This window comes from Thermomonospora cellulosilytica, from assembly GCF_014138835.1.
Taxonomy (GTDB): domain Bacteria; phylum Actinomycetota; class Actinomycetes; order Streptosporangiales; family Streptosporangiaceae; genus Thermomonospora; species Thermomonospora amylolytica.
In genome coordinates this window covers 1,771,367-1,789,707 of the sequence record NZ_JACJII010000001.1, presented here as the reverse complement: position 1 = coordinate 1,789,707, position 18,341 = coordinate 1,771,367, and the positions used below count along the sequence as shown (strand labels likewise).

The following is an 18,341-nucleotide window of genomic DNA, read 5'->3' as shown; positions in this document are numbered from 1 at the left end:
GCCGTGACGGAGTGGCCAGAAAATTCACACAGATTCACACCGCGATGCGCATCTCCTTGACCAACGCGCCGGGCTCCGGTCAAGGTCGGTGGGTCACCACGGCCGGCTTCTGCAGATGACGGCTGGTCTCGGCTGAGGAGCGCGCGATGACGGACAGCCCCCACCCACAGGAACACCCGGACGGCGAAGCCCGGCCCGATCCGGCCGCTCGTCTGGAGTTCGTCGGCATCGACGCGGACTCCCCCACCAACAAGTGCCCCGCGGTCCTGACCGTTCCCGGAACCGGGGATCTACTCCAGGTGGGCCGGAAAGTGACCGACCCCGACACGCTCGCGCTGATCCGCGAGCACACCGACATCGCCGACGACGAGGCCGCGATCTGGACGCCCGCCAGCCTCAAACCCGCCCTCCTGGAGGCCATCACCGGCACCTACGCTCCGGGCCGGACCGGGCCCGGAGAACCGTCCTTCGAAGACCTCCTGGCCGCCACCGTCCGGTCCGTGGTCCACCTGGAGGCCCGCGACACCTACGACCCCACCGACCCGGCCTTCCTGAAGTGGAAGCAGGACGGCGACACCTCCTACGACTGGGAGCCCTGGATCGCCCTCGTCGGCGCCGCGGTCGAGCGAGGGGTGCGGTTCCGGCGCTTGCGGATCGTGTCCGAACCGGTCAGCGACTACATCCGCTGGGAGCACGCCATCAGCTACGGCAACATCAAGGCCGGCGAAGAACTGCGGTGGCTGCCCCGCCACCTGGCCTTCGATCTGCCGCACCCGGTCGCGGACTTCTTCATGTGGGACCAGCGGCTCATCGCCTACAACTTCACCAGCGGAGACGGCATCGACACCGGCCGGATGGAGTACGTCGCCGACCCCCGCCGCATCCTCCCCGTCGTCGGCATGTTCGAGATGCTGTGGGAACGCGGCATCCCGCACGCCGACTACACCCCCGCCTGACCCTCCTTCAGCCGGTCCAGCGCGGAACGGATCAGCGCGGTCGCGGCCGTCCCCGTGGCGGCCAGCGCCCACAACCGCTCCCACGTCGCCATGTACAAGGCGACCTCCTCCGGCTGTGTCACCGACAGATAGCCCGACACCAGCTCGACCGTCACCAGACGGTCGTCGGTGATGTCGAACGCCTCCTCCGGATGCACCCCGCGCCGATCGGCGCCGACCGGGATGATCCCCACAAAGACGTTCGGCCGGCGCCGCAACTCCAGCAGGTGCAGCAACTGCTCTCGATGCAACCGCGCCGAATACGGCCGGAACCACAGGACCGGCTCCTCCAGCAGGAAGAACCAGCGCGCGTCCGGGCGGGCGAGCAGGCGTTGGCGATCCATCCGCTCCGCGACCGCCGCCTCGATCTCCTCCTCCGGCTCGGCGCTGTCCACCTGCTGCTCGACGAGCACCCCCGTCAGCGCGGCCCGCGTGTAGGCCTCGGTCTGCCCCATCCCCGGTATCACCTTCGGCTGGTAGGAGCGCGCCACCGTCAGCTCCTCATACAGCCGGCGGACCGACTTCTGCGCCGCCTCCAGCCCGCCGCGGTTCAGCTGCGCGTACGGGACCCACATGCCCGCCACCTGAGCCTGCTCGGCCAGCAGCCGCCTGCGCTGCTGCTCCGGCACCTGGCAGATCGAGCACCACAACTCCACATGCCGGGCGGTGATCGTCCGCTGCCCCTTCTCGATCATCGTCACCGACGACGGAGCCTTCCACCCCGCCCGCTCGGCGAAGGCCCGCCCGGAGATGCCATGGCTCTCCCGCAGGGCACGCAGCTTCGCGCCCAGCAGCTCGCGCGCCGCCTGAGCCGACGACGAAGGAGAAGACGGCATGGTGACGCCATCATGCCCAGCGATCGCCCCGAACGCCGCAGATGTCCACCAACATTCGCACCCACCTGTGTCAGTCCTCTGAACCGTAGAGACTCCCCGGTAAGTGAACCGGTACTGACGATCTTGGTTCCGGCCTCGGCGGAGTGAACGCCGCAGCTGACCAGTTCCAGGTACCGCTCGGACCAGGCCGCCAGGCTGCCGATGGCCCGAGGCTCCTGGGCGGGCTACCGGGCAGGGAGATGGCCTTCATGAAGTGAAATGATCTTGGAGAGGAGGACGAGACGTTAAGGGTTCGGGTGTGTTCCACTGGCCGCGCTCGATACCAGAAGTACTCGGAAGGGAGCACACAGTGAGCCAGACGGCCAGTGAGGCAGGGATCACGTCGTCCGAAGTAGGCCCCATCAGTCCCGGAGCGCGCTTCGCGTACCAGCTGGTGATGGCCACCCTCCAGGTCCACGGACTGCTGCCGGAGACGGTGGTGAGCCTCAACGGCCGATGCGACCGAGTCATGTTGTGCCTGAATCAGGTCCCGGACTGGCGACGACGCCGCGCGCTCGCCGAACGGATCGAGGTCTTGCTGGCTCAGCATGGCCTACAGGTCCAAACGAGCTGGCCGGCGTACTCGGCCGGGCGGCCGTGGCGAGAATCCGTCCAGGCCCTGGACGGATGCATGGCTGAGGTCGTCTTGCGGGCGTAACGCATCTGCGCTGAAACGTTCCGCTACCGGAGAGGTAGCCGGGTGAGAGCAGCCTGAGACACCGTCGGTACCGCAGCATGTGGGTAGTGCGTTCCCTGCGGGGCCAGGCGCCCCGCAGGGCGGCTGGACTGTCCGTGGGGGTCTTCAGAATTTCTTTGTCGGTCGGGCCACTTGGCGCCGCTTATAGGTAGAAGGCCCTGCGGACGGAAGGAGTCGGCCTTGGCAGACGATGGTGAAGAGCTCGGGTACGTGGATGACCTGACGCACCCCACTGCGCAGAATGAGGCCGCGGAGCGCGAGCCGGGAGAGCAGGGAGAAACCGAGGTCCGGCCAGGGACGGAGATCGGCGGGACGAGGTCGGCTGGTGATCGCACTTCTATGCGGCGCGCGCCGTCAGTGGGATCGATGGGCTGGCTGCTGGGGAACTCGCTGCGGGACACCATGGCCTCGGCGATGCGATCGGCGGTGCTGGAGAGTGCACGTCCAGTTCTGGAGAGTGCGCTCTTCGCCGCGGGGGCGGCAGGGATACACCGGTCGTGGGTGAAGTCCTTGGCGCCCTCGGTGAACTCGATCGCGGCACAAGCCGTTGGTCTGTCATCGGCGCAGCGGATAGCGGCACAGGCAACGCGAACGATGGGGCTGGCCTCCTGGCAGTTCGGGCCCTCGACCTGGTCGGCTGCGCTGATCGGAACGAGAGGCCCGTCGGTGACCAGACTGGCCGAGATGTACCCGGCGCTGAACTCCTCGATCTTGAATCTGGGCGATTCAATCATGAAGGCGGCTGGGGGATCGATCAACCAGATGCTGCGGGACTTGTTCAGCCGATGGCGGCATGAGGTCCTGCATGGTGTTGGCCTCGTCCGGGATGTTTCCCGATGGGCCTACCAGAAGGCTCTGGCAACCAGGAGAGCGATCTTGCAGAGCCTGGACGAGGAGCCGGTGGCCGACTTCATCCGGGAGGTTCTGGACCGCCGTCCCAATCCCGAACTGATGGAGGCGGTCAGGTCGGTGTTGCTGGAAGACGACTGGATCGCTCTGGGCGCTCAAGAACCCCACCTGCTGGTGGATGATCTCAAGGCCCGGCTCCGTGTGGAGTATCCGCGCTGGAAACCGGAGTCCGAACGCCAGCTCAACCACATGCGCGTCGCCTTGCTGGGGGAGCAGGTGACCGTCTCCGGCAGTGAACTCGGTACCACGGCCGACTTGCTGTCTTGTCCCCGTACCCCTGAGGACATCGTGTTGGACGGGCAGCTCACCGAGCAGCGGCTGCTGTTCGTCTTGAACTCGCTGACCCTACAGCAGCGGCGGATCGTCAACTGCTACAGCGAGGCCGGCGGCCAGCTGACTTGGGCACAGGCCGCCGTTCTGCAGGGGTTGCCCGAGAGCGAGGGAGAACGAACCCGACGCCGTGTGGCGACGCTGCGCATGGAGTGGCGCCGCCGCCAAGGGCTGACCCGGCCTTCCGCGCTGGCCACCCGCTGAGCGAGAAGCGGCTAGGCCGCCAGCCTTCACCATCCGGCCACGCTCTCCATCCCACAACAGCAACCTTGACAAGCTCGAAGGGAGGTGCCAAATGGCCAAGAACACCGGCAACGGCTTCCGCCGCGGCGCGGTCAAGAACCGCTCCCAGGTCCGGACTCCGTCCGGCTGGATCAAGCGCGACACCCGCACCGGGCAGTTCATCGACCGCAAGGCCGATGCTCAGCCGTTCAAGGGCGTCCGTAAGGAGCAGTAGAGAACCCGCGTCGGGCCGGGGACGGTGCATCCCCGGCCCGTCAGCACGCCATCCCTGGAGCTGGGAACAGATCCCTCGTCTTTCCAGTGTTCGACCAATCGTCTGATACACCGCACGAAATCGGTGGCCGACGCATACGAGCAAGCTCGTTGGAAGCCAGGTTGTTACGCGGAATGGATCAGAGGTTGTAGTCGCCGCGTTTGACGGCTGCGGCGGTCTGGCGGGCGGCTCGGGGGGTGAGGAGGAGGATCGGGCCGTTCGGGTTCTTGGAGTCGCGGATGGCGAGGGTGCCGGGGAGGCGGGCCAGTTCGACGCAGTTGCCGGTGCTGCCCTGGCTGCGGGTGGACTTGCGCCAGGTGGCGTTTGCGAGGGTGGGGTCGGGCATGGGGCTCACTTCAGGTCGTCTCTCAGGCGCTTCAGGAAGGCCGTCGTCGCGTCCTTGCTGAGGGCGGCGGCTTGGAGGTGCTGGAACCTCAGACTATGACTTTTGAGGTCTTCCGCCCGCTCCAGGTAGAGGGCGTTGCCGCCCATCTCGACGTAGGCGATGGAGGACTCGTCGGGGTCGGCGTAGTCCAGGAGGGCGAAGCCGCAGGCCAGGCCAGGGTGCATGCCGACGCTGAACGGGATGACCTGGACGGTGATGTGGTCGCTGTCGCCGGTGGCGATCAGACGTTCCAGTTGCTCGATGCGTTCCTCGGGCGTGCCGAACGGGCGGTGGAGGGCGGCCTCGTCCATGATCGCCCACAGTGTGGGCGGGTTGGGGCCGGTGAGGATGGCCTGGCGCTTCATGCGCAGGGCGACCCGGCGTTCGACCTCTTCGGGGTCGCGGATCATGTCGCCGCGGATGGCGGCGCGGGCGTAGGCGGCGGTCTGCAGCAGGCCGCAGATGACCAGCGGCTCGTAGGAGTGGATCCGTTCGGCCTCGGCTTCGAAGCCTGCGTAGTCGCCGCCCAGAACGTCGCCGAACTCGGTCTCCCACCAGCCGCGTTCGCGTGACTCGCGAGCGAGGGTGATCAGGGCCTCGCGGCGGGACTCGTCGGTGATGCCGTAGAGGTCGAGCAGGTCCTTGACGTCGCGGGGGTTGGGGCGGCGCCAGTCGTTGTGCTCGATCCGGCTGAGCTTGCCCGCCGACCACTCCAGCCGGCGCCACACCTGCTCGGCGGTCAGGCCGCTCTCCTCACGGAGCTTGCGCAGCTCGCGGGACAGCCGCCGGCGGCGGATCGTCGGGCTGCGTCGGTGCGGCGGTACGGGCATCGGCGGCTCCGGATGCGGTCGGCGGACCTGTCGGCATCAGCATCGCAGAAGATCAAGCCAATCCGACACTGAACCTCCAATCGGACGACTTCAAACTTGGAGCTTCCATTTTTGAAGCTCATGAGTCAGGCTGGGAAGCATCCGCCCCTCCCAGACGGCCTTCTGCGGCGATCTGCTCGGGAACGGGCGAAGTGGTCGAGCCTTCCGTCCGCCTCCGACCAAAGGAACCCAGATATGTCCGATTCCTCCACTCCCCCGCGGGAAGCACCTGGCTCCGCCTGCGACGGGTCCACCCAGCCCGCAACGCAGCATTCGGCCATTCCGCAGCAAAGCCCCTCTCAGCGCCCCGATCTCATCCAACCGGTTTACGGGGCGGTCTCTCCGCTGCCGCTACCGGGGCAAGCGCCGCCGATGTCCAGACCCTTCTGCCTGCGTGCGGGTGGTGCGACATGGCCCCTGCCTGCGGACGACACCATCGCCTCGGTGGCGCGCAGGCACGTCCTCGGAGAACTGCGGGCCCTGCGTCTGGAGCCTGCTCTCGCCGACGATGTGGTGCTCATGGTCAGCGAGTTGGCCACCAACGTCGTGCAGCATGCGACGCGTTCTCAAGACGGGCAGATGCGTCCCCCCGCAGGGGCGGAACTGTGGATGTATCGCAGGATCGCCAGCAGCCAGCACGAGCTGCTGGTCGCCGTGTTCGACCAGTCGCCCGAACGCCCGTATCGAGTCGACTCCGGTGCCGTCGGCCTAGATTCGGAGGGCGGCCGGGGGCTCATGCTGGTCGATGCGATGGCGCGGGGACGGTGGGGGGCTTACCCGACCCGGTCCAGGCTCGCGAACCGGCTCGGCAAGGTCACCTGGTTCGCCGTCCCCATGCCTCATGTCCGGCTGAACGAGCCGGAGCCCTGGGAGCGGGACACGGTCGAAGCCGGGAAGGTGCTGCGGACATTACTGTCCCGCCGGGGCTTCGGCAGCATTCTCCTTCGCGCCTGTCCCGAGTCGGGGTTAGCGGTGTTGTCGGTGGCCACGGGGCTGACCGTGTGGTGCCAGGCCGGCCATTTCCGCTGGCGAGGTCCCGGCGGGCAACGGCGAGCGCCGATCGGTGACGTCAGCGCGGTGGCCGAGGAGATCGTCCATCTCCACGTAACCGCCGCCCGCCCAGGGCACCACCCGGCATGACGACGGCCTGGGCGACTCTGGCCGCCTCGTTCCCCAGCACATGAAGCCCCACGACATGGGGGCCAGAGGCCTTCGGCAGCTCGATCGACGCCTTCGCCTCAGCGGCCTCCACCCCTCCCACCGCAAGGAGCGATTCCTTGGATGGCGCCCACACCGACCGCCTCGGCCCGAATACCGAGCCGGTCGACCTGTCACGACCTCACCTGATTGGGGTCGAGGACCCGGATCTGATGGCCTTGGCCGTGTTCTACGCCTCGGCGGGGCTGCCCGTCACCGGCTCGGAGTCGGCCCCTTCACCGCTCTCCACCGAACTCCGCCGCCGTGGCTGCCGACTCTGGACCGGGTACTCCCCCGCCCACATCCACGGAGCCTCCGTCGTCATCGCGTCGCCTGCCATCCCGGCCGGCAACAGCGAGATCCTCACCGCGCACCGACAGGGCGTCCCAGTCATCAGTCCGGTACGGGCGTTCTCGGCGCTCACGGCCGCCCGCATCACCATCGCGGTGACCGGCACCTGCGGCAAGACCGGCACGGCCGGGATGCTGGTGCACCTTCTTGAACAGGTCGGCGCCGACCCCTCATGGGTCATCGGCGATGACCTGGTCGGCGCAGGCCCGCTGTCGCGGGCCCGGCGAGGCACGGGCGAACTCATCGTCATCGAGTGCGATCCAGCCGACGCGGCGAAGCTCCGCCCGGATGTCGCCGTCCTCACCAACCTCTACGACGAGCCTCATCGCGAGGCGGCCGGCGGCTTACTGGGGCAGATGACCGCCGACGGTCTGGTGATCGCCTGCGGCGACGATCCCGGCGTACGGACGGTGTTGGAACACATCACCTCCGACCGCGCCGTGAAGGCACCGGACGTGGTCACCTACGGGCGATGCGGTGACGCCACCTGGACCTTCGTCCACGGCGTCCATGGCCCCGGCTACCGCGTCCAGGCACACGGTCCCCGCTCGGCGCTCCTGGAGAGCGTCGTCCCCGGGATCGGCCTGCACCAGACCTACAACGCGGTCGCCGCAGTCCTCACCGCCGTCTCTCTGGGCTTGAGTCCCCGTGACCTTGCCGAGGCGCTGGCCACCTTCAAGGGAGTCCAGGGACACCTGACGATCGTCGGCGTCGTGCATGGGGTGACGGTGCTCGCGTCGGCCGCCCACCATCCTGAGGCGCTCCGCGCGGATCTGTCCGCAGCCCGCGACCTGACGGACGTCCGCGGCAAAGTACATCTCCTGCACGCCCCGGCCTCCGCCGGCCTGGCCTCTCAGACATGGCACCTACTGCTGACCGGGGCCGACCGCGTCACGCTCCTGCCGCCGCCCACGTCCCCTGACCATCCGTCCCAAGACGAAGCCGCCCCGAGCACGGCACTGACCGGCGTCGATGCCGACCGGCTCGGCATCGAACGAGCCCGGGGACTGGAGGAGGCCATCGAGATGAGCGCGAGGCATGCCCGCCCCGGCGACGTCGTCGTGGTGATGGGGCCGACGTACCGCACCGGTCACCTCGCCGCATCGCTGCTGCAGAGGCTCTGCGGCCAGGGCCGGTGATGAACGTGGGTCCCAGCCGCTTACTCCCAGACGGGCGATTGCTCGACAGCGCTCCATGGCGGCGCATGGCCGGCCGATGCCATCGAGCGGAAGCCAAGGCGACGTCGCCGATCGGACCAGGTCTGTCAGGCCTTCGTACGGAGCTTGGCGGCTTGGGTCGCGGCGAGGATCATCTCGTCGACGAGCCAGCGGACGTCGGCGGGCAGGTCGGTGAAGGCGCGCAGAACGTCGGGGCGGATGGTGCCGTCGTCGAGCTTGCGGCGCAGGGCCTGAAGGGTGAGGTCGTCCTCGATCGAGCGGCTTTCGGCGGGAGCGCCGAAGTAGCCGAGGGGGACGGCGAAGAACCTGGCCAAGGCCGTCAGGGTGCGCAGCTGGGGATTGTCCTGACGGCCGGTGCGCAGCTTCCACACGGTTGTGGAGGAGATCTCCTCGCCGGTGGCGGCGGTGATGGCCGCGGCCACCTCGATGTTGGTCTTGGGCGGCCCGGCGTCGGCAGGCCACATGTGGTTGATCAGCCACTCCACCTTGTCGGCCAACGTGCCCTCGGGCGCCGTCTCCCGCTTCACCCCGGTTTGCTCCGCCACTACAACCCCTCTCTAGCGGTTGACTTCTATCAACAGTACTGCGACACGTGTTTCATCATTGACAGTCGCCAGCGAACAACGCATCCTCGCGTCGAGGACTTTAGTTGACGGCACGGGGGATCGTCAGCTGACACGACGGGGGTGTTCGATGCCTGGTCTGGGGACGGGCAGGCGGGATGAGCTGCAGGAACGGAGGGCCCACCTGCTGCGGCTGCACTGGGAGCTCACCCGGCTGGGAGTCCGCGTGAGCGTCCGCAAGCCGCGCAACGGCCGGTGGAAGCTCAAGCTCCGCGGGCCGGTCGGCTGGTCGGAGACGGTGCTGTGCGCGGGCGCCGAAGGCACGTACGTCTACGTGACCGTCCACGGCCGGTTACTCGGTCGAGCCCAGGACGCACGGCATGTCGCTCGCGTCCTGCTCTGGATGCTGGAAAGGAGACGGCGATGAACAGGGACAACACTCTGAACGTCCACCCGCTCTTCGAGCGAGGCCGTTCCTCGGCCGCTCAGGTCGGCATGCGGCACAGAACGGCCGTGAAGGCCGTGACCATCGTCCTCGCCCCGCTGATCCTGGCGTTAGCGGTGCTGGGCGGAGTCGGCTCGTTCACCACCGTGCGGGACATGGCGCGGCCGTGGTTCGGAGAGCTGGCGTGGATCGTGCCGGTGGGCATGGACATCGGCATCTTCCTGCTGCTGGCCTGGGACCTGCTGATGGAGTACGTGAGCCTGCCCTGGCCGGTGCTGCGGTGGGTCGCGTGGACGTTCATCGGGGGCACCGTGGCGGTCAACGTCCTGGCCGCGGGCGGGGACCCGGCCGGCATCGTCATGCACGCCGCGATGCCCGTCCTGTTCGTCACGGTGGTCGAGGGCGTACGTCACCTGATCCGCCAGTGGGTGGGGCTGGCGACCGGCACCCGCATCGAACGGATCCCGCCGGCGCGGTGGCTGCTCGCCCCGGTGTCCACCGGGTTGCTGTGGCGGCGGATGGTTCTGTGGCACGTCACCTCATACCAGCACGCCCTGGACTTGGAACGCCGACGCCTGCTGACCGTCTCCGCCCTGCAGCAGGAACACGGCCGGTGGGCGTGGCGGTGGCGCGCTCCGCTCGCGACTCGTATCGCCTTGCGCCGGCTCCCGACCCCCGTGATCCGGCCGAACGCGGCCGGAGCGCCGCCGCTACCTGAACCGGCGAGCCTGTTCGACCACACGGATGCGCGCCCCGAGCCGTTCGAGGACGCGCTGCTGGAAGCCACGCGTCGGCTCCTCGACGAAGCCGAACAGCGAGGAATCCGGCTCAGCCAGTCGAACCTCGCCCGGCGGCTCCGCGCGCTGGGCTTCGCCATCGCCAACGAGCGGCTCGCCGAACTGCGCGCAGCGGCCGAGGGGCACGAGCGGCCTGGTCGGGCGGAAGACGATCACGAGCCGTGCGATGAGAGCGAGGACTGACATATGGCCAGGCCATCCTCCCTCAGCGAAGAACACCGCCGGCAGGAACGCGAGCGGTTGCAGACGCTACTGCGCGGGATCGCCCAGCAGGAGACCGCGAAGCTGCACTCGGGCGCGTCGACCTGGTCCTGGTGGCTCGAGGTCGCCGCTCGGCATGGCCGTTACGGGTTCGACAACACTCTGTTGATCAACGCCCAGAGGCCGGCCGCGACCGAGGTCCGCTCCTACGAGGAGTGGAAGGCGCGGGGACGGCAGGTGAGGAAGGGCGAGACCAGGATCCGGATCCTCTCGCTGCGCGGCAACCCGCGTTCGGTCTTCGATCTGTCCCAGACAGATGGCAGCACCGCTGATCCACCAGAGGCAGTGACACCTGCCCAGGCCTGGGAGCTGCTCCGACGGCTCGCTGTGAGCCAAGGCCTTCAGGTCGACCGCGGTAGCCGTTGGCCCTACATCGGACCGCCCGGCCGGCTTCTCAAGATCCCCGCCGACCTGGACGATGGTGCCGCGGCAACCCTGCTCGCTCACCAGCTCGGTCACCTCCAGCTCCACGGCGGACGCCATGACGGGCTGGACGGTGATCCCGCCGCTTGCCACGGCGTTCGACGGGTCGAGGCCGACTCCGTTGCCCATCTTCTGCTCGCTCACCTTGGCCTGGAGTCGGCGGGCATGGACTTCCCCGCGGTTGCCCGCTGGGCTGGCACCGACGTTCGCGCCAACCCTTTGATCGCCATCCGGACGGTCGGGGACCGCATCCTGCGCACGGCCGCCCAGCTCCGCAGGCGGCTCGACGGCTTACCGAACGTCGGCAGCTCTGCTGGTGCACGTACGGTTTCAGCGGCACGGCAGCCCTCGGAGACGAGCCCGACGAGGGTTTCCCGGAATGAGCTGGCGGCAGTCCACCACGCCGCCCAGCGCTTCTTCCTGTCCCAGTGCACCGGCAGTTGGGTGCCCGCCTACCTGAACGACCGAGGCTTCGGTGCGGACATCCAGCGCCAGTGGGAGATCGGCTACGCCCCCAAGAGCTGGCGGAACCTCACCGACCACCTACGTCGGCTCGGCCACTCCGACGAGACCATCCTCGCCTCCGGCCTGGCCCGTCGCAGGCGTCGTGACGGCGGGCTGTACGACACCTTCCGCGATCGAGCCATGTTCGCGATCCGCGACCCCGAAGGGTCTATCGCCGGTTTCATCGGCCGGTTGCCGACCGGCGGCGAGGGCCCCAAGTACCTCAACAGCACGCAGACGCCGCTCTTCCGTAAGGGCGAGCTGCTGTTCGGCCTGCACGAGGTACGCGACCGGCTCGCGGCAGGAGCCCGGCCCGTCCTGGTCGAGGGACCGCTCGACGCCATCGCCGTCAACGCCGCGGCTCCCCGGCGATACGCCGCCGTCGCCCCTTCCGGCACCGCCCTCACCAGGAAGCAACTCGAGGCCCTCGGCCGCCTCGTCGACCTTCGACGTACCGGGCTGATCATCGCCCTGGACGGTGATCCCGCCGGCCAGGCCGCCGTCGAACGCGCATGGCCCGTCCTCGCCGAGGTCCCCGGCCCAGTCGACATCGCGGCTCTTCCCAGCGGCCAGGATCCCGCCGACCTGCTGCACCACCACGGCCCCGCAGCCGTTCAGGAAGCGCTGGAGCGCACCGTCCCGCTGCCGGACTTCGTTCTCAACACCACCATCGAGCGGGCCGGCGGAGCCCTGAAAAGCCCGGAAGATCGCATGGCCGCCGTTCGAGCGGCCGCCGGTGTCATCGCCCGGCTTCCTCCTCGCCAGGTGGCCCATCAGGTGGCCCACATCGCCCAACACCTGAACGTCGAGCCCGCCATCGTCACCGACGCGCTGACCACGGCCGTCACCTCACCTGCCAGCCGTGCCGTCGACCTGGCCCGGCAGGACTTCCCACACCCACCACGACCATCGGCACCGACCGACCACAGCCCGGCCCCAACCAGGCCGACCCGGCCTCGCCCACAGCACACCAAGCAACTGTGACCTGGAGACGCCCATGACCGAACAGCACCCCGACCCCGTCAACGAGGGACTCGCCCACAGCGGCCAGCGCATCGTTCAGCTCCTCGCCCTCGCCACCGTGGCCCGCCAGGCCTACCAACGGCGGCTGCACCGCCTGCAGCACGCCCAGCGCACCCGGCAGCTTGCAGCCGAACGGCAGGCCGAGCAGGCCAGGAGAGCCCTCTTCGAACAGGCCCGCTCCCGCTGGGCACCGGCCCTGGACCCCACGTGGCTCCGGCAGGCCGACCTTCTCCGAGTCGCCGAAGCCTGGAGCGCCGCCCTGCCCTACAGCCCCCACCACGCAGCCGCCGCCTCCGCCGTCGACAAGTGCGAGGAACGCCTCCGCCGACTCCACCCGCACGCCATGGACCACTACGACCGCTTCCGCGACAGCGGCCTGTCCCACCTGGAGGCCATGCGGGAAGCCGCCCCCTTCTTCAGCCGAGACCCGAACGTCCGCACCGGAGAACCAGCAGCCAACCGGCAGAGCCTGACCGAGGGCACCGGCGCCCAATGGACCTCCAGCGAGCAGGACCAGGGCCTGGCCGAGAGGCAGGATCATCGCCTGGAGCAGCAGGCCTTGCGGATCATCAACGAGCTGAAGACCCAAGGCCCCGAGGATCTGACTCCCGAAGACCTCCGCATCGCCCTGGAGACCGCCACCAACCTGCCCGGCCGCATCATCACCCGAGCCGTCCAGCAGGCCACCCGAACCACCGGCGAAGCCGACGGCACGGCCTCCGCTTCGGCTGAGGCGAATCACCGCCCGCAGACCACGGCCGCGCAAGCCGGACCTCGAACGCCCGGCGCCGCCCGGACCCCAGCCGAGGTCGCCGCCGACGACTTCCCCTACGACATCCGCGAGGCGATCAGCCTGGCCGCCCAGAACCCGCCCGAACCACCGGCCACCGGCAGAGCACCCCAGCCGAACAGAACCCGACACCACCGCCCAAGCCGCTAACCAAGGGAACGCCCATGATCACCTACGGCCCCGCCTTCTGGTTCTGGTTCCTCGTCATCGTCGGCGCGATCGCCTTCGCAGCGCTCCCGACGATCATCGCCATGCTCCGACGCACCGGCGACCTGACAACCATCATCGCCTTCAACATCATCGGCTGCGCCACCCTCGTGGGCTGGCCGGTCGCCCTCGTCTTAGCCTGCATCTGGCCCAAACAGGCCCCGGACGACGAACTTTGGATGTAACACCAGGACGGCAGGTGATCAGACCGTTACAAAATCCCACGCAGGACGCTTGCCACCACCTACCCCTGCGTCGACAGCCAGGCCAGATCAGCGAGCCACCAACAATTTTCTCCCAAGAACTTAATGACTTATAGATTACCGAAGAGCATGTAGGACGACCATCGTGCGAATTCAACATCGCCAGCGCGCGCCTCATTGATTGCGCGACGTAGAGCCGAGGAGGAGGAGTCGCCTTCACGTCGGTAGCAGTGGAACCGCTCCATAAGCTCTTTGGTGCTGCGATCCTGTACAGGGAAAAGGGATGCCAGAACCTGGGAGCATCCTGCGGCCAAGAACGCCCGGACAAGCCCGATAGGCCCTTCCGCTGTTGGGGTTCCACCCGCTGTGTCGCAGCCACTGAGAACAACCAGTTCGGCGTGCGGTGCGGCACTGAGGACATCGCCCGCGGTGAGTGGGGCGAACCCATCTGGGTGAGCGAGGAAAACCACTCCAGCCAGGCCATCCCGGGCGATCAGGTCGGCACTGCCATGCGCAGCGAGGTGGATGACGCGCGCGCGGCTGAGTCGACCCAGGATGGCTTCTCTGGTGGCCTGGGCACCAATGAGAGGGGTTACGGCGAAGAAATCAGCGATCGCTTCTGCCTCGACCTTGGCCCAGGGCAGTGGTCCGAGAGTGATTTGGTTGACACCGAGGTCAACGTGCCCTCCATGGGACACGCCGGCCACCAAGACATCGAGATCATCAGAGGGTTCCGGCAGACGAGTCAGGTGACTGAGTGAGGGGCAGACGGTCACCGCGAACTGGTCCACGAGCCGGCCGTCTCGCCAGGGCAACGCGGTGAAGGGGATGTAGTACAGGCTGCTGTCGGGGACGAGCACGAGATTGGAGCAGTCGGCCAGCAGGTCGGCGATGGGATCCAGGAGCAAGGCGGCCAAGTGGGCCAGGTAGCTGTCACGGGCGATCGCCGAGCCGGAGGACGGGCTTCTCCCTCGAGAGTCACGGGTGGCTTGGTGAGCCATCACTGCGGCCAGCTCGACATTGGCTTCCCACGGCCGTGTGCCCCCGCGCGGACGGATCCGGCGGAAGTGGACCCTCCCCTCAGGTGTGATCACCCAAATCAGCACCTGTCGGGTGGCCCTGCGCCGACTCCACAGGTAGTCCTGGTGGACCGACCACACCACCATGATGCTGCCGGTGCTGCTCAGCCGGTCCATGACATCAGGGGGTACATGCGTAGGAGCCGGATGCGTTGGCGAGGGGGTCGGGTCCGGGCTGAGAGCATGGGCAAGACGCCACAGGGAGTGCTCGGCTCGGCGATTGAAGGTCATCAACGCCTCGGTGGTGCGCTGTTGCTCACATTGCGCGTGTTCCAGCAGCCGGTAGATGTTGGTTGCCCGGTCCTGGCTCAACGCAGGTCGCAGCGGGTCGAGCCTGCGCTGATGTGCGGGGATCTGCTCGAATGCGGCCACACCTTGGTAGGCGGCCTCTGCCGCCTGGTCGATTTGACCAGCGGCGAGTCGGCTGGCGGCCAAGCCGGTCAGTGTGAACAGCGCGTCGTCGCCGGATCCTGTTGTACTGCCTTCATTGGCCACTTCCTGGAACGCACGTTCGGCGGCTGCGGTCTCGCCGCTGCCCAGCAGCGCGTAGCCGATCTCCACCTGGGCGGCCACGCGGTCGCGGCGGGTCACCGCCAGCGCCCGTGCGGCCCGGGCGTCATGAAGGGCTTGGTCGAACTCATTTGTGGCGTTATGCAGCTGAGCCCGGAACACCAGCGCACGAAGAATTTCACCCGACTCGCCGAGCTGTTCGGAAAGTTCGATGGCCTCGTCGATGTCAGCCAGGGCCCGAGCCAGGTCTCGGACTCCCAGGAAATGAGCCCATCCGCGTATGGTCGCACTGCGGCTCCGGGTGCTCGCGTCCTCGGACGCAGCCACGGCCTGCCGCGCCCAATTGATCGCGTCATCGGCGCGGTCAAGCAGTAGCGCACTCTCCGCCAACCCGAGCAGCGCGCCGGCGCGCACCCCCGGGTGCGACCAGCCATCGAGATGGCCCAATGCCGCCATATATTCGCCTGCGGCCTCGTTCGGTTTGCTCACGCCAAGCAGGCATGCGCCGGTCGCCACCGCGACCCGGGCGCGAAACAACGCGCTAGCCTCAGAGTGGTGTGCCGCTTTTCGGGCAAGGGCCAGGAACGGACTGTCGGGGTCGCCCACGCCCTCATGAACATCGATCCATACGACGCTCAGCGCGCTTTGTCCCGCGCCGAACACGTCACCAGCGGCGAGTGCATGTCTTACGCTCTCCGCTTGGAGCCGCCGTGCCTCGGAGAAGTCACGTCGGGCCATGGCCAGATTACCCAGGTTGCCCAGGGCTACACCAAGTTCGGCATCGTCCCCACCGACTCTTGCGAGCGCGTGTTGCTGACGGTACCAGTGCTCGGCCTCAGAGAATTTATAGGTGTAGTAGGCACAGTTGCCCAAGCCGGCGAGCGCCCTGCTATGTACATAGTCATCGCCGCTACTACGAGCGCAGGCCAGCGCCTCCTCGAAGGCCTGTCGCGCCATGTCAAAACGTGCCTGATCGACCAGCGCCCGGCCGCGTTCCAAAAGCCGTCGACATCGATCATCGGCCACGCGATCTTCTCCTCATCCGGCAGGACACCCGGCCGCCTCACCAGAAAGTCTAGCTAATACTCCAGCCGCAGATAGTGATCTTTAGGTATCACAGACTGATTGCCACCGATAGTGATCGATACAGTTACATGCTTGTGGCGACGCCGCCAGATGGACCAGTGCCAGTGGGGCATTAAGCGGCTACGGGATCTCGGCGAGGGTGAGCGGGCTCAGGCCACCGGGCCGGTACAGGCGCGTGCGACGGCGGTGGCGATGGTCAGGAATGCATGGACGAACATCACCAGCAGGATCCACTGCCGCCAGGAGGTCCAGGCGGACCTGGTGTCGATCCAAGCTGCACAGGCGATCGCCAGCCTGGAAGCGTTCTTCAACGCTCCAGTGCCGTTCAGCGACCTTGGCCTGCAGATGCAGAAGAGCAGGCGGGGCGAGTGACAGCGGTAAAGGCGGTCGGCCAGGTGGCTGCGGTAGATCAGCAACCAAGGGCGGCCTTGCCCGCCGGGGCCGATGTCGGTCAGCGCCCGGCCGCTGGTCTTGGCCAGAAGGTCGGGTGACGGCCTGGCCACGGAGCCGGCGGTAGCGGTAAGCACGGGCGAACCGGCAGATCGTGATGCCACGCTGTCGGCCAGGGTGGATCACATGCCTCTCAGGTGTAGCCGCCAGCCGGTCGCCGATAAGGCAGACACCGCAGTGATGCAGGTCGTAAACTCCGCGATGGGACCATCGTACGTCAGGTGAGGTCGTTCATCCACAACTCACGAGGATCTTCATAGCTCAATCCGAACCCTACACACCGAGTTAGAGCTGGGCTGCCGAGCATTGGCCGGGACGCTTATCAGGATGGTTAGACATGAATGGTGATTCGGAGACGCCGCCTGCGGCTGGCGGGCAACCTGCTGGGGAGAGCACAGGCCACGGCGGAGAAGAGCATGCCTACGAGACCGAGCGGCCGTTCGACTACCGGTGGACCCAGGAAGCATACTCGATGCTTCTCAGTGGCGAGCTGCAGGCGAAAGCAATCAGGAAGGGATCGGTCGGCATCTTCCATATCTCGGGAGCATGTCCCCGCTGCGGGCATTACTTCGAACAGTCCGACGTGCTGGAGGCGGTCACCACGGGTGAACGCGCGCGTGAAACGCCCGAACCGGAACGTAGGCAGAACGAGGGCAGTGAGTATGCCGAGGCGGATGTCGCTTGCGCCTGCTCCGAACCGCACACCGGCCGCCCCGCCAACGACAAGGGCTGTGGCATCAAGTTCCGCGTCGATGCCGCATGGGAGCAGGGATGAACGAATCGCGGCCAGCTTACCGCCTGCCAGCGGAACCACCGACCCCAGAAAGCTTCCGGGACCTGGCTGAATTTCGTGAGCTGGTCCAGGCGTCCTTGCCCAACATCCGAGCCAGTGCCGAAAAATGGCGCACGGGACTGGCCGGCTTCGTCACCCTGGTGATCACGGGCCTGTTCATCAAAGGCCCTAGCAGCGCCGCCGCCCTCGACTGGCCATGGCGTCTGAGTCTTACCGCGCTGATCGCAGGCGGGCTCGGAATCGCAATATTCGGGCTCTGGCGGGCTCTCCAAGCCGCCGCAGGCGAACCGATCCTCGGCCGACTTAACAACATCCGCGCCGACTACGGCAACCTCACCGGCTACCAAGCCGCCCTGGCCAACACGGCCGCCAACCAGCTCACCCACGCCCGACGAGCCCTTATGATCGCGCTCCCTCTCCTTGCGGCCGCAGTCCTGGTGTGGTGGTGGGTCCCTCAGCAAAAACCGCAACCCCAGATCCAGGTAAGCATCGACGGCAAAACCATTTGCGGCAAACTACTCAGCGCCGACAAGGGCACCCTGCGTATCAAGCAATCTGGAGAATCACAGGAACGATCTGTGCCGTTCACAGCAGTCATCAACCTGCGCCCGGTCACGACCTGCTAAGTTACGCGCAACAAGTTATTAATAGGCAGTGGAGGGGCGTTCGTCTCGGCCAGCTTCGCATCCACCAGGAGCTGCGTCGCTCCATGACTAGAATCCGCTCCCTGCAGCCACCCTGTGGCCAGCACGATCAGGATGGAAACAACTCACTGGCCAACAAACATGGCCGCTTCTCATGTGCCCAGCCACGTGCACAGCATTGGCGAGCCCACTGGCTTGGGCCAAGCAACACCGCCCTCAAGCTTCGTCGAGCCGCTGAGCTCGGCCCATGACACCTAGTGGTGCCGATACATCGGATGTGA

18 protein-coding genes are annotated in these 18,341 nt (G+C 67.3%); 12 read left to right on the top strand and 6 right to left on the bottom strand.

Annotated features, from left to right (window positions below):
- Positions 1–146: 146 nt before the first annotated feature.
- Positions 147–956: a DUF6879 family protein gene (locus HNR21_RS35095; RefSeq protein ID WP_246442028.1), complete on the top strand. Its 810-nt coding sequence runs from the start codon at positions 147–149 to the stop codon at positions 954–956.
- Here the strand turns inward: HNR21_RS35095 and HNR21_RS08615 are convergent.
- Positions 941–1,831: a Scr1 family TA system antitoxin-like transcriptional regulator gene (locus HNR21_RS08615; RefSeq protein ID WP_182704777.1), complete on the bottom strand. Its 891-nt coding sequence runs from the start codon at positions 1,829–1,831 to the stop codon at positions 941–943. The genes HNR21_RS35095 and HNR21_RS08615 overlap by 16 nt on opposite strands.
- A 916-nt stretch (positions 1,832–2,747) precedes the next feature.
- Here HNR21_RS08615 and HNR21_RS08610 point away from each other — a divergent pair.
- Together HNR21_RS08610 and HNR21_RS08605 are read left to right on the top strand one after the other, a co-directional pair.
- Entirely contained in the window at positions 2,748–4,010 is a 1,263-nt protein-coding gene (locus HNR21_RS08610) for a hypothetical protein (protein WP_220500090.1), read from the top strand.
- 91 nt (positions 4,011–4,101) lie between these two features.
- Entirely contained in the window at positions 4,102–4,263 is a 162-nt protein-coding gene (locus HNR21_RS08605) for a hypothetical protein (RefSeq protein WP_182704775.1), read from the top strand.
- A gap of 178 nt (positions 4,264–4,441) precedes the next feature.
- Here HNR21_RS08605 and HNR21_RS08600 read toward each other — a convergent pair whose 3' ends face one another.
- Positions 4,442–4,648, bottom strand: a complete 207-nt coding sequence (locus HNR21_RS08600; RefSeq protein WP_182704774.1) for a DUF397 domain-containing protein — start codon at positions 4,646–4,648, stop codon at positions 4,442–4,444.
- A gap of 5 nt (positions 4,649–4,653) precedes the next feature.
- Positions 4,654–5,517 carry a helix-turn-helix domain-containing protein gene (locus tag HNR21_RS08595; protein ID WP_182704773.1) on the bottom strand — a complete coding sequence of 288 codons (864 nt, stop codon included), beginning with the start codon at positions 5,515–5,517 and terminating at the stop codon, positions 4,654–4,656.
- 120 nt (positions 5,518–5,637) lie between these two features.
- Here HNR21_RS08595 and HNR21_RS08590 point away from each other — a divergent pair, with 120 nt between their 5' ends.
- Together HNR21_RS08590 and HNR21_RS08585 are read left to right on the top strand one after the other, a co-directional pair.
- A complete protein-coding gene (locus HNR21_RS08590; RefSeq protein ID WP_376766577.1) occupies positions 5,638–6,696 on the top strand; it encodes an ATP-binding protein in 1,059 nt (352 codons plus the stop codon).
- A gap of 137 nt (positions 6,697–6,833) precedes the next feature.
- The gene (locus tag HNR21_RS08585) at positions 6,834–8,243 is read left to right on the top strand and encodes a glutamate ligase domain-containing protein (protein WP_182704771.1); all 1,410 of its coding nucleotides are present in this window, start codon (positions 6,834–6,836) and stop codon (positions 8,241–8,243) included.
- A gap of 125 nt (positions 8,244–8,368) precedes the next feature.
- Here HNR21_RS08585 and HNR21_RS08580 read toward each other — a convergent pair whose 3' ends face one another.
- The gene (locus HNR21_RS08580) at positions 8,369–8,827 is read right to left on the bottom strand and encodes an XRE family transcriptional regulator (protein ID WP_182704770.1); all 459 of its coding nucleotides are present in this window, start codon (positions 8,825–8,827) and stop codon (positions 8,369–8,371) included.
- A 148-nt stretch (positions 8,828–8,975) separates the two neighbouring features.
- Here HNR21_RS08580 and HNR21_RS08575 point away from each other — a divergent pair, with 148 nt between their 5' ends.
- The 5 genes from HNR21_RS08575 to HNR21_RS08555 are packed head-to-tail and all read left to right on the top strand — an operon-like array spanning position 8,976 to position 13,480.
- A complete protein-coding gene (locus HNR21_RS08575; protein ID WP_182704769.1) occupies positions 8,976–9,272 on the top strand; it encodes a hypothetical protein in 297 nt (98 codons plus the stop codon).
- Positions 9,269–10,270: a DUF2637 domain-containing protein gene (locus HNR21_RS08570; RefSeq protein ID WP_182704768.1), complete on the top strand. Its 1,002-nt coding sequence runs from the start codon at positions 9,269–9,271 to the stop codon at positions 10,268–10,270. The genes HNR21_RS08575 and HNR21_RS08570 overlap by 4 nt, the downstream gene beginning before the upstream one ends.
- Before the next feature lie 3 nt (positions 10,271–10,273).
- Positions 10,274–12,259 (top strand): toprim domain-containing protein, encoded by a 1,986-nt coding sequence (locus HNR21_RS08565; RefSeq protein WP_182704767.1) that lies wholly within the window; start codon positions 10,274–10,276, stop codon positions 12,257–12,259.
- A 13-nt stretch (positions 12,260–12,272) separates the two neighbouring features.
- On the top strand, positions 12,273–13,238 hold the full coding sequence (locus HNR21_RS08560; RefSeq protein WP_182704766.1) for a hypothetical protein: 966 nt from the start codon (positions 12,273–12,275) through the stop codon (positions 13,236–13,238).
- A 14-nt stretch (positions 13,239–13,252) separates the two neighbouring features.
- Positions 13,253–13,480, top strand: coding sequence for a superinfection immunity protein (locus HNR21_RS08555; RefSeq protein ID WP_182704765.1), 228 nt, complete (start codon positions 13,253–13,255; stop codon positions 13,478–13,480).
- Between the two features lie 128 nt (positions 13,481–13,608).
- On the opposite strand, the gene HNR21_RS08550 is transcribed toward HNR21_RS08555, so the two are convergent.
- Together HNR21_RS08550 and HNR21_RS08545 are read right to left on the bottom strand one after the other, a co-directional pair.
- Positions 13,609–16,113 (bottom strand): CHAT domain-containing protein, encoded by a 2,505-nt coding sequence (locus HNR21_RS08550; RefSeq protein WP_182704764.1) that lies wholly within the window; start codon positions 16,111–16,113, stop codon positions 13,609–13,611.
- 209 nt (positions 16,114–16,322) lie between these two features.
- The gene (locus HNR21_RS08545) at positions 16,323–16,676 is read right to left on the bottom strand and encodes a hypothetical protein (protein WP_182704763.1); all 354 of its coding nucleotides are present in this window, start codon (positions 16,674–16,676) and stop codon (positions 16,323–16,325) included.
- A 284-nt stretch (positions 16,677–16,960) separates the two neighbouring features.
- Here HNR21_RS08545 and HNR21_RS08540 point away from each other — a divergent pair, with 284 nt between their 5' ends.
- A complete protein-coding gene (locus HNR21_RS08540; protein ID WP_182704762.1) occupies positions 16,961–17,398 on the top strand; it encodes a hypothetical protein in 438 nt (145 codons plus the stop codon).
- Positions 17,395–18,042 carry a hypothetical protein gene (locus tag HNR21_RS08535; protein ID WP_182704761.1) on the top strand — a complete coding sequence of 216 codons (648 nt, stop codon included), beginning with the start codon at positions 17,395–17,397 and terminating at the stop codon, positions 18,040–18,042. Before HNR21_RS08540 ends, HNR21_RS08535 begins: the two co-directional genes overlap by 4 nt.
- Positions 18,043–18,341: the final 299 nt, after the last annotated feature.

Coding starts and splice junctions, on each gene's coding strand:
- HNR21_RS35095 (WP_246442028.1), top strand. CDS start 147: ATGACGGACAGCCCCCACCCACAGGAACACCCGGACGGCGAAGCCCGG.
- HNR21_RS08615 (WP_182704777.1), bottom strand. CDS start 1,831: ATGCCGTCTTCTCCTTCGTCGTCGGCTCAGGCGGCGCGCGAGCTGCTG.
- HNR21_RS08605 (WP_182704775.1), top strand. CDS start 4,102: ATGGCCAAGAACACCGGCAACGGCTTCCGCCGCGGCGCGGTCAAGAAC.
- HNR21_RS08600 (WP_182704774.1), bottom strand. CDS start 4,648: ATGCCCGACCCCACCCTCGCAAACGCCACCTGGCGCAAGTCCACCCGC.
- HNR21_RS08595 (WP_182704773.1), bottom strand. CDS start 5,517: ATGCCCGTACCGCCGCACCGACGCAGCCCGACGATCCGCCGCCGGCGG.
- HNR21_RS08590 (WP_376766577.1), top strand. CDS start 5,638: ATGAGTCAGGCTGGGAAGCATCCGCCCCTCCCAGACGGCCTTCTGCGG.
- HNR21_RS08575 (WP_182704769.1), top strand. CDS start 8,976: ATGCCTGGTCTGGGGACGGGCAGGCGGGATGAGCTGCAGGAACGGAGG.
- HNR21_RS08570 (WP_182704768.1), top strand. CDS start 9,269: ATGAACAGGGACAACACTCTGAACGTCCACCCGCTCTTCGAGCGAGGC.
- HNR21_RS08565 (WP_182704767.1), top strand. CDS start 10,274: ATGGCCAGGCCATCCTCCCTCAGCGAAGAACACCGCCGGCAGGAACGC.
- HNR21_RS08560 (WP_182704766.1), top strand. CDS start 12,273: ATGACCGAACAGCACCCCGACCCCGTCAACGAGGGACTCGCCCACAGC.
- HNR21_RS08555 (WP_182704765.1), top strand. CDS start 13,253: ATGATCACCTACGGCCCCGCCTTCTGGTTCTGGTTCCTCGTCATCGTC.
- HNR21_RS08540 (WP_182704762.1), top strand. CDS start 16,961: ATGAATGGTGATTCGGAGACGCCGCCTGCGGCTGGCGGGCAACCTGCT.
- HNR21_RS08535 (WP_182704761.1), top strand. CDS start 17,395: ATGAACGAATCGCGGCCAGCTTACCGCCTGCCAGCGGAACCACCGACC.